At 59.1% G+C, this 9,172-nt stretch carries 15 protein-coding genes; all 15 read left to right on the top strand.

The genetic code is table 11. The features are described from left to right. Positions 1–10 precede the first annotated feature (10 nt). Entirely contained in the window at positions 11–319 is a 309-nt protein-coding gene (gene rplX, locus FHX08_RS09370) for a 50S ribosomal protein L24 (protein ID WP_132651241.1), read from the top strand. Then, entirely contained in the window at positions 312–869 is a 558-nt protein-coding gene (rplE, locus tag FHX08_RS09365) for a 50S ribosomal protein L5 (protein ID WP_132651242.1), read from the top strand. The genes rplX and rplE overlap by 8 nt, the downstream gene beginning before the upstream one ends. Before the next feature lie 32 nt (positions 870–901). After that, positions 902–1,207, top strand: coding sequence for a 30S ribosomal protein S14 (gene rpsN / locus FHX08_RS09360; protein WP_018115514.1), 306 nt, complete (start codon positions 902–904; stop codon positions 1,205–1,207). 12 nt (positions 1,208–1,219) lie between these two features. Then, the gene (rpsH, locus tag FHX08_RS09355; protein WP_112572299.1) at positions 1,220–1,618 is read left to right on the top strand and encodes a 30S ribosomal protein S8; all 399 of its coding nucleotides are present in this window, start codon (positions 1,220–1,222) and stop codon (positions 1,616–1,618) included. 41 nt (positions 1,619–1,659) lie between these two features. Then, the gene (rplF, locus tag FHX08_RS09350) at positions 1,660–2,193 is read left to right on the top strand and encodes a 50S ribosomal protein L6 (protein WP_132651243.1); all 534 of its coding nucleotides are present in this window, start codon (positions 1,660–1,662) and stop codon (positions 2,191–2,193) included. Between the two features lie 12 nt (positions 2,194–2,205). Continuing rightward, positions 2,206–2,568 (top strand): 50S ribosomal protein L18, encoded by a 363-nt coding sequence (rplR, locus tag FHX08_RS09345; protein ID WP_132651244.1) that lies wholly within the window; start codon positions 2,206–2,208, stop codon positions 2,566–2,568. A 131-nt stretch (positions 2,569–2,699) separates the two neighbouring features. Continuing rightward, positions 2,700–3,269, top strand: a complete 570-nt coding sequence (gene rpsE / locus FHX08_RS09340) for a 30S ribosomal protein S5 (RefSeq protein WP_112572295.1) — start codon at positions 2,700–2,702, stop codon at positions 3,267–3,269. Positions 3,270–3,282: 13 nt separating this feature from the next. Beyond that, positions 3,283–3,492: a 50S ribosomal protein L30 gene (gene rpmD, locus FHX08_RS09335; protein ID WP_007812887.1), complete on the top strand. Its 210-nt coding sequence runs from the start codon at positions 3,283–3,285 to the stop codon at positions 3,490–3,492. 16 nt (positions 3,493–3,508) lie between these two features. Continuing rightward, the gene (gene rplO / locus FHX08_RS09330; RefSeq protein ID WP_132651245.1) at positions 3,509–3,982 is read left to right on the top strand and encodes a 50S ribosomal protein L15; all 474 of its coding nucleotides are present in this window, start codon (positions 3,509–3,511) and stop codon (positions 3,980–3,982) included. Between the two features lie 235 nt (positions 3,983–4,217). Next, positions 4,218–5,558 (top strand): preprotein translocase subunit SecY, encoded by a 1,341-nt coding sequence (secY, locus tag FHX08_RS09325; RefSeq protein WP_132651246.1) that lies wholly within the window; start codon positions 4,218–4,220, stop codon positions 5,556–5,558. Beyond that, positions 5,555–6,205, top strand: a complete 651-nt coding sequence (locus tag FHX08_RS09320; RefSeq protein ID WP_132651247.1) for an adenylate kinase — start codon at positions 5,555–5,557, stop codon at positions 6,203–6,205. The genes secY and FHX08_RS09320 overlap by 4 nt, the downstream gene beginning before the upstream one ends. A gap of 220 nt (positions 6,206–6,425) precedes the next feature. Then, complete coding sequence (rpsM, locus tag FHX08_RS09315; RefSeq protein ID WP_066875641.1) at positions 6,426–6,794, top strand: 30S ribosomal protein S13; 369 nt, start codon at positions 6,426–6,428, stop codon at positions 6,792–6,794. A 133-nt stretch (positions 6,795–6,927) separates the two neighbouring features. Continuing rightward, positions 6,928–7,317, top strand: coding sequence for a 30S ribosomal protein S11 (gene rpsK / locus FHX08_RS09310; protein ID WP_003547577.1), 390 nt, complete (start codon positions 6,928–6,930; stop codon positions 7,315–7,317). A 97-nt stretch (positions 7,318–7,414) separates the two neighbouring features. Next, positions 7,415–8,425, top strand: a complete 1,011-nt coding sequence (locus tag FHX08_RS09305; RefSeq protein WP_018115507.1) for a DNA-directed RNA polymerase subunit alpha — start codon at positions 7,415–7,417, stop codon at positions 8,423–8,425. A gap of 180 nt (positions 8,426–8,605) precedes the next feature. Beyond that, on the top strand, positions 8,606–9,028 hold the full coding sequence (gene rplQ, locus FHX08_RS09300; protein WP_184327091.1) for a 50S ribosomal protein L17: 423 nt from the start codon (positions 8,606–8,608) through the stop codon (positions 9,026–9,028). Positions 9,029–9,172: the final 144 nt, after the last annotated feature.

Raw genomic sequence — 9,172 nt, 5'->3', positions numbered from 1 at the left:
AGCGAGAACGATGCAGAAGATTCGTAAGGGCGACAAGGTCGTCATGCTCGCAGGCAAGGACAAGGGCCGCACTGGCGAAGTGCTCCAGGTTCTGCCGAAGGAAGATCGCGCCGTCGTTCGCGGCGTTAACGTCGTGAAGCGCCACCAGCGCCAGACGCAGACCCAGGAAGCCGGTATCATTTCCAAGGAAGCTCCGGTCCACCTGTCCAACGTCGCAATCGTCGACAAGGACGGCAAGCCGACCCGCGTCGGTTTCAAGGTTGTTGACGGCAAGAAGGTCCGCGTGGCCAAGCGTTCGGGAGATGTGATCGATGGCTGAGGCAAAGTACGAGCCGCGGCTCAAGAAGGAATATGTTGAGCGGATCCGCAAGGCGCTGCAGGAGAAGTACTCCTACACGAACGAGATGATGATCCCGAAGCTCGACAAGATCGTAATCAACATGGGTGTTGGCGAAGCCACGGCTGACTCGAAGAAGCCGAGCGTTGCTGCTGCCGACCTGGCTGCCATCGCTGGCCAGAAGCCGGTCATCACCCGTGCACGCAACTCCATCGCAGGCTTCAAGGTCCGCGAAAACATGCCGATCGGCGCAAAGGTAACCCTGCGCGGCGCCCGCATGTACGAGTTCCTGGATCGCCTGGTCAACATCGCGCTTCCGCGCGTTCGCGACTTCCGCGGCCTGAACCCGAAGAGCTTTGACGGCCGTGGCAACTTCGCCATGGGCATCAAGGAGCACATTGTGTTCCCTGAAATCAACTACGACAAGGTTGATCAGATGTGGGGCATGGACATCATCGTTTGCACGACGGCCAAGACCGACGACGAAGCTCGCACGCTCCTCACGGAGTTCAGCTTCCCGTTCCGTCACTAACCGTAACGACGAGCGTAGAAAAGGAACCTGACATGGCGAAGACAAGCGCAGTTGAAAAGAACAAGCGCCGCCGTAATACGGTCGCAAACCAGGCTGCCAAGCGTGCAGCTCTGAAGGCGATCATCATGAACCAGGCTCTTCCGATCGAAGAGCGGTTCAAGGCCTCGATCAAGCTGGCATCCCTGCCGCGCGACGGATCGAAGACCCGCATTCGCAACCGTTGCGAAGTGTCCGGTCGTCCGCGCGCTTATTACCGTAAACTGCGTATGTCGCGTATCGCGCTGCGCGAACTGGGCAATCTCGGCAAGGTGCCGGGCATCGTCAAGTCGAGCTGGTAAGGAGCAGGTTAGATGACAATGACTGATCCGTTGGGCGATATGCTCACCCGCATCCGCAACGGTGCTTCGCGTCGCAAGTCGTCGGTTTCGACACCTGCTTCCAAGCTCCGTGCGCGTGTTCTCGATGTGCTCCAGGCCGAAGGCTACATCCGTGGCTACTCCGTCGTCGATTTCGGCAACGGCAAGTCCGAGCTCAACATCGAACTCAAGTACTATGAAGGCGCATCGGTGATCCGCGAGATCGGCCGTGTGTCCAAGCCGGGCCGCCGGGTTTATGTCTCGGTCAAGTCCATTCCGCAGGTCGCGAACGGCCTCGGCATCACCATCCTTTCGACCCCGAAGGGCGTGATGGCCGATCACCAGGCTCGCGAACAGAACGTTGGTGGCGAGGTTCTCTGCTCGGTCTTCTAAGACAGGGCAGGGTCTCCATAGCGAACAGACAGGATAGAAACATGTCTCGTATCGGTAAGAAGCCCGTTCAGGTGCCTGCTGGGATCACGGCTACGGTCGATGGCCAGAAGGTTTCCGCTAAGGGCCCGAAGGGCGAGCTGTTTTTCGTCGCGAATGATGAAATCAGCGTCAAGCTCGAAAACAATGCGGTCGTCGTAATGCCGCTTTCCCAGACGAAGGATGCTCGTTCGAAGTGGGGCATGTCCCGCACGATGATCGAAAACATCTTCAAGGGCGTCAAGGACGGCTACGAGCGCAAGCTCGAAATCAACGGCGTTGGTTACCGCGCCGCTATGCAGGGCAAGAACCTGCAACTGGCTCTCGGCTTCAGCCACGACGTGGTCTATGAGCCGCCGCAGGGCATCACGATCGCTGTGCCGAAGCCGACGGAAATCGTCGTCACCGGCATCAATAAGCAGCAGGTCGGTCAAGTTGCCGCCGAAATCCGCGAATACCGCGGTCCGGAACCCTACAAGGGCAAGGGCGTCAAGTATGCCGAAGAGCGGATTGTCCGCAAAGAAGGCAAGAAGAAGTAAGGATCACGCGAAATGGCTAGCAGGAAAGAAGCACTTGCACGTCGCGCCAACCGCGTGCGCCGTCATCTCAAGTCGGTGGCCAATGGCCGTCCGCGCCTGTCGGTTCATCGCTCGTCGAAGAACATCTACGCACAGGTCATCGACGATGTTGCCGGCAAGACGCTTGCCGCGGCATCGACCCTCGACAAGGATCTGCGCGGTTCTCTGAAGACCGGTGCCGACACCGCAGCAGCTGCCCTCGTCGGCAAGCTGGTTGCAGAGCGCGCCTCCAAGGCAGGCGTCACCGAGGTCGTATTTGACCGTGGCGCCTTCATCTATCACGGCCGTATCAAGGCCCTGGCAGAAGCAGCCCGCGAAGGCGGTCTGACCTTCTAATCAGTTTCCGGCCGAGACTTTCAAAAAGCCTCGGCCGGATTTCACGGACCGCAGATCGTTCCCTCTGGGAAGCCGATGCGGTCCTCGTTTTGTTTGCCGATTGCACCCGGAAAAGAAAAAGGAAGAGGACAATGGCACAGGAAAGAAGGCCGCAGCGGGAAGACCGCCAGAGCCGTGAAGAGCGCGATAGCGAATTCGTCGACAAGCTGGTCGCGATCAACCGCGTCGCAAAGGTCGTCAAGGGTGGCCGTCGCTTCGGTTTCGCCGCTCTCGTCGTCGTTGGCGACCAGAAGGGCCGCGTAGGCTTCGGTCATGGCAAGGCGCGCGAAGTGCCGGAAGCTATCCGCAAGGCTACGGAAAGCGCAAAGCGCGACATGATCTTCGTACCGCTGCGTGACGGCCGTACGCTGCATCACGACGTTCATGGCCGTCATGGCGCGGGCAAGGTTCTGCTGCGCTCGGCCAAGGTCGGTACCGGTATCATCGCCGGTGGTCCGATGCGCGCCGTTTTCGAAACGCTCGGCGTCCACGACGTCGTCGCCAAGTCGACCGGTTCGTCGAACCCCTACAACATGGTTCGCGCCACCTTCGACGCTCTGAAGCACCAGGTTCACCCGAAGGACATCGCAGCACAGCGCGGCATCAAGTATGCTACGCTCCAGGCTCGCCGTGCCGCTTCTGGCAACGCCTCTGAAGAATAAGAGGAGCTGACCAATGGCCAAGGCTACCAAGAAGGCTGAAGCGAAGACTGTCACGATCGAACAGATCGGCAGCCCGATTCGCCGTCCGGACGTCCAGCAGCGCACGCTGATCGGTCTCGGACTGAACAAGATGCACCGTCGTCGCACGCTGGAAGATACTCCGGCTGTTCGCGGGATGATCCGTGCAGTCCAGCATCTCGTTCGCGTTGTCGACGAGAAGTGAGACCGGAGTAACGCTCATGAAACTCAATGAAATCAAGGATAACGAAGGCTCTACCCACAGCCGCAAGCGCCTCGGCCGCGGTATCGGCTCGGGCTCCGGCAAGACCGGCGGTCGCGGTGTAAAGGGTCAGAAGTCCCGTTCGGGTGTCGCCATCAACGGCTTCGAAGGCGGTCAGATGCCCATCTACCGTCGCCTGCCGAAGCGCGGCTTCAACAACATCTTCGCAGCCGACTACGTTGTCGTATCGCTGGCACGCATCCAGGCTGCCGTCGATGCCGGAAAGCTCGACGCGAAGGCGACCGTTGATGCAGCTGCTCTGAAGGCCGCCGGCGTCATCCGCCGCGCCAAGGACGGCGTTCGCGTTCTCGCCGATGGCGATCTCAAGGCCAAGATCACGCTCGAAGTTGCAGGCGCTTCCAAGTCTGCCGTCGAGAAGATCGAAAAGGCTGGCGGCAAGGTAACGCTTCTTTCTGCCGCAGCGGCAGAATAATAAACTGATGATATATCGCCCGGGGTGCTTCACACCGGGCGATTTTGCTCCCATATGTGAGCCTCACAAAAACCTTCTTGAACGCATCCGCGTCGGGGCGGTAAGACTGGAAACGAGGGTGAGGCATCGGGTTGCGCCAGCGATCCATCCGAAGCCCGGTTTTTAAAAGAAATTCATACTGATTCTGGTGCCGGCCGACTCGAGAGCGCCCGGAATTGGTAGCGCGGAGAAACGCATGGCTTCTGCAGCGGAACAACTGGCTTCAAACCTCAATTTTTCTACCTTCGCCAAAGCCGAGGATCTTAAGAAGCGCCTGTGGTTCACACTGGCAGCTCTCCTCGTCTACCGGCTGGGCACCCATATCCCGCTTCCAGGCCTCAATCCGCAGGCCTATGCCCAGGCATTTCAGGGGCAGGCCGGCGGCATTCTCGGCCTCTTCAACATGTTCTCGGGCGGCGCCGTGCAGCGCATGGCGATCTTCGCGCTCGGCATCATGCCCTACATCTCCGCCTCGATCATCGTGCAGCTCATGACCTCGGTCGTGCCGGCGCTCGAAAACCTGAAGAAGGAAGGCGAGCAGGGGCGCAAGATCATCAACCAGTATACCCGCTACGGCACGGTAATCCTCGGCGCGCTGCAGGCCTACGGCATTGCCGTCGGTCTCGAGAGTGGCAATGGCCTTGTTGTCGATCCGGGCTGGTTCTTCCGCATTTCGACCGTTTTGACGCTGCTCGGCGGCACCATGTTCCTGATGTGGCTTGGTGAGCAGATCACCTCGCGCGGCATCGGCAACGGCATCTCGCTGATCATCTTCGCCGGCATCGCGGCAGGTCTGCCGACCGCTCTTGCCGGTACGCTGGAACTCGGCCGCACCGGTGCACTGTCGACGACGCTTATCCTGGCCGTCATCGTCGTTGCGATCGCCGTCATCGGCGTCATCGTCTTCGTCGAACGTGCGCAGCGCCGTCTGCTGATCCAGTATCCAAAGCGTCAGGTCGGCAACCGCATGTTCCAGGGCGACACGTCGCACCTGCCGCTGAAGCTGAACACTTCGGGCGTTATTCCGGCGATCTTCGCATCCTCGCTGCTGCTACTGCCGGCGACGGTTGCAGGCTTTGCCAGCACGACGGCGATGCCTGCCTGGGCAACATCGATTGTTGCTGCCCTCGGCCACGGTCAGCCGCTCTACATGGTGCTCTATGCGTGCCTCATCGCCTTCTTCGCCTTCTTCTATACGGCTATCGTCTTCAATCCGAAGGACACGGCCGATAACCTGAAGAAGCATGGCGGCTTCATCCCCGGCATCCGCCCGGGCGATCGTACCGCCGAATATATCGACTACGTGCTGACCCGTATCACGGTGCTCGGCGCAATCTATCTCGTCTTCGTCTGCATCCTTCCCGAGATTCTGGTGTCGCAAACCGGCATTCCATTATCCCTTGGTGGGACTTCGCTTTTGATCGTGGTTAGCGTAACTCTTGATACGGTGGCGCAGATCCAGGGCCATCTGATCGCACAGCAGTACGAAGGCCTGATCAAGAAATCGAAGTTGCGAGGAGGAAAGAGGGGGCGATGAGACTTATACTTTTGGGGCCGCCGGGCGCGGGTAAGGGGACCCAGGCTCAGCGGATCGTGGAAAAGTACGGTATTCCGCAGCTTTCCACGGGTGATATGCTGCGCGCCGCCGTCCAGGCCGGTACTGAAGTCGGCAAGCGCGCCAAGGCTGTCATGGACGCCGGAAATCTGGTCTCTGACGAGATTGTCAACGCCATCGTCTCCGAGCGAATCGATCAACCCGATTGCGCCAACGGTTTTATCCTCGATGGCTTCCCGCGCACGCTGGTGCAGGCGGATGCCACCGAGGCGATGCTGAAAGCCAAAGGTATCGATCTCTCGGTTGTCATTGAATTCCGTGTTGACGACAAGGAACTGGTCCGCCGCGTGGCAGGCCGTTACTCCTGCGCCCAGTGCGGCACCGTCTACCACGACACGGACAAGATCCCGGTCAAGGAAGGCGTTTGCGACAAGTGCGGTTCGACCCACTTCAAGCGTCGGCCCGATGACAATGCCGAGACCATGACCAAGCGTCTCGAGGTCTACTACAAGGAAACCTCGCCGCTGATCGGCTACTACTACGCCAAGGGCAAGCTCAAGTCCGTCGATGGTATGGCCGAGATCGATCAGGTTACGACCGAGATCGAAGGCATTCTTTCCAAGCTTTAAAGGCTTAGAAAATAAACTTGGCGGGGCCGGTTGCTTTTTTGCACTGATTCCGCTAAACCGCGCCAACTCGCGACATTCCCTGCGATCGGCGCGGATTTCCCGAAGGAAATCCGGGTTCGATCGTTTTGTGATGTTGAGAACCCGAATTTGAACGAGCGGCCCTAGGCTGCATAACGAAGCCCTATTGCCGGATGGCAACTGGAATGCAAGGAGAACAGGCGTGGCACGTATCGCTGGCGTCAACATCCCGACTGCAAAGCGCGTCGTCATCGCGCTGACCTACATTCACGGGATCGGTCCGAAATTCGCGCAGGAGATCATTGAAAAGGTCGGTATTCCGGCTGATCGCCGCGTTCATCAGCTGACGGATGCTGAAGTCCTTCAGATCCGCGAAACCATCGACCGTGACTATCAGGTCGAGGGCGATCTTCGTCGCGAAACCGCGATGAACATCAAGCGTCTGATGGACCTCGGCTGCTATCGCGGCCTGCGTCACCGTCGTGGCCTTCCGGTCCGCGGTCAGCGCACGCACACCAATGCCCGTACCCGCAAGGGTCCGGCAAAGGCGATCGCTGGTAAGAAGAAGTAATTTCCGGGAAACCGGAGAGGGGAGGCTGGCGGTCTGCGCCGGCCTCTTTTGAGTTTGGAGCGGCGCCATACAGGGGCCGTTCCGGTGTAGCCGCTGGGATTACGGCGGTGAAGAGATCCAAGAAAGGAATACTATGGCTAAGGAAGCCGTCCGCGTTCGCCGTCGCGAGCGTAAGAATATCTCGTCGGGTGTCGCTCACGTCAACTCGACCTTCAACAACACGATGATCACCATCACTGACGCGCAGGGCAATGCGATTGCCTGGTCGTCTGCTGGCGCCAAGGGCTTCAAGGGCTCGCGCAAGTCGACCCCGTTCGCTGCCCAGATCGCTGCCGAAGACTGCGCCAAGAAGGCTCAGGAACATGGCATGAAGTCGCTGGAAGTCGAAGTTTGCGGCCCGGGTTCCGGTCGTGAATCGGCTCTGCGCGCGCTCCAGGCTGCCGGTTTCATGATTACGTCCATCCGCGACGTGACCCCGATTCCGCACAATGGCTGCCGTCCGCGCAAGAAGCGCCGCGTCTGATCATCGCTATCGTCACCGGTGAGCGCCACAGCGCTCCCGGTGGTTTTCAAGCTCGGTTGCCACGATTGGATGGTGGCAACGAACGGAAGGCAAAATCATGATTCAGAAGAACTGGCAGGAATTGATCAAGCCGAACAAGGTGGAGTTCTCTTCGAGCTCGCGCACCAAGGCGACTCTCGTTGCAGAGCCGCTCGAGCGCGGTTTCGGCCTCACCCTCGGCAACGCGCTGCGTCGCGTTCTGCTCTCCTCTTTGCGCGGTGCCGCTGTTACGGCCGTGCAGATCGACGGCGTGCTGCATGAATTCTCCTCGATCCCGGGCGTCCGCGAAGACGTTACGGACATCGTGCTCAACATCAAGGAAATCGCCATCAAGATGGATGGCGACGATGCAAAGCGCATGGTCGTGCGCAAGCAAGGTCCAGGCGTTGTAACAGCTGGCGACATTCAGACGGTCGGCGATATCGAAATCCTCAACCCCGAGCATGTCATCTGCACGCTCGACGAGGGTGCAGAAATCCGCATGGAGTTCACCGTCAATAACGGCAAGGGCTATGTCCCGGCCGAGCGCAATCGTGCGGAAGATGCTCCGATCGGCCTCATCCCGGTCGATAGCCTCTATTCGCCGGTCAAGAAGGTGTCCTACAAGGTTGAAAACACCCGCGAAGGACAGGTTCTCGACTACGACAAGCTGACCATGACCATCGAAACCGATGGCTCTGTTTCCGGCGAAGATGCCGTCGCTTTCGCGGCTCGCATCCTGCAGGACCAGCTTGGCGTCTTCGTCAACTTCGACGAACCGCAGAAGGAAGCCGAAGAAGAAGCAGTCACCGAACTGGCCTTCAACCCGGCGCTCCTCAAGAAGGTGGACGAGCTCGAACTGTCTGTTCGTTCGGCAAACTGCCTGAAGAACGACAATATCGTCTACATCGGCGACCTTATTCAGAAGACCGAAGCAGAAATGCTCCGCACCCCGAACTTTGGTCGCAAGTCGCTGAACGAAATCAAGGAAGTTCTCGCTTCCATGGGCCTGCACCTCGGCATGGAAGTGCCGGCATGGCCGCCCGAGAACATTGAAGATCTCGCAAAGCGTTACGAAGACCAGTACTGAGCGGCGTGAGGAAAAGTGTGAAGCGGTTTCCCGCCCGCACGCCGATCGCAAGAACATAACAAAAAGGCAGGCTCTTTACGGCTGCCTTTCCCCGTCAAACAGCAGGCCTATCGCCTGCATGTGCCAGGAAACGGCAGGCCCGGTAACGAAGTAAGGGCACTGCATTAAAGGAGAATAGCAATGCGCCACGCAAAGGCCGGCCGCAAGCTGAATAAAACCGCAAGCCATCGCAAGGCAATGTTTGCCAACATGGCTGCTTCGCTCATTACCCATGAGCAGATCGTAACGACACTGCCGAAGGCGAAGGAAATCCGCCCGATCGTCGAGAAGCTCGTCACCCTCGGCAAGCGCGGCGACCTGCACGCTCGTCGTCAGGCGATCTCGCAGATCAAGGACGCTGCTGTCGTTTCGAAGCTCTTCGACACGATCGCTTCGCGCTACGCAACCCGCAATGGCGGTTACCTGCGTATCATGAAGGCCGGCTTCCGCCAGGGCGACAACGCTGCTCTTGCCGTCATCGAATTCGTTGATCGCGACACCTACGCGAAGGGCGCAGCCGACAAGGCCCGCGTCGCTGCTGAAGAGCAGTCTGTCGCCGCCTGATATTTTCCGTCTTCGGAAAGCAGAAAAGCCGGGCCCTGAGCCCGGCTTTTTCGTAGGCAATAGAATACTGGCAGACCGTTTTTCGCTCAGGTAGCACAACCGATCGATCGTCGCCGACCTGGCATCAAGGGCGGCTTAATGACA

Source organism: Rhizobium sp. BK529, from assembly GCF_014194105.1.
Classification (GTDB): Bacteria; Pseudomonadota; Alphaproteobacteria; order Rhizobiales; family Rhizobiaceae; genus Rhizobium.
The sequence above is the reverse complement of the archived record's forward strand: the minus strand, read 5'-3'. Positions and strand labels throughout refer to the sequence as shown.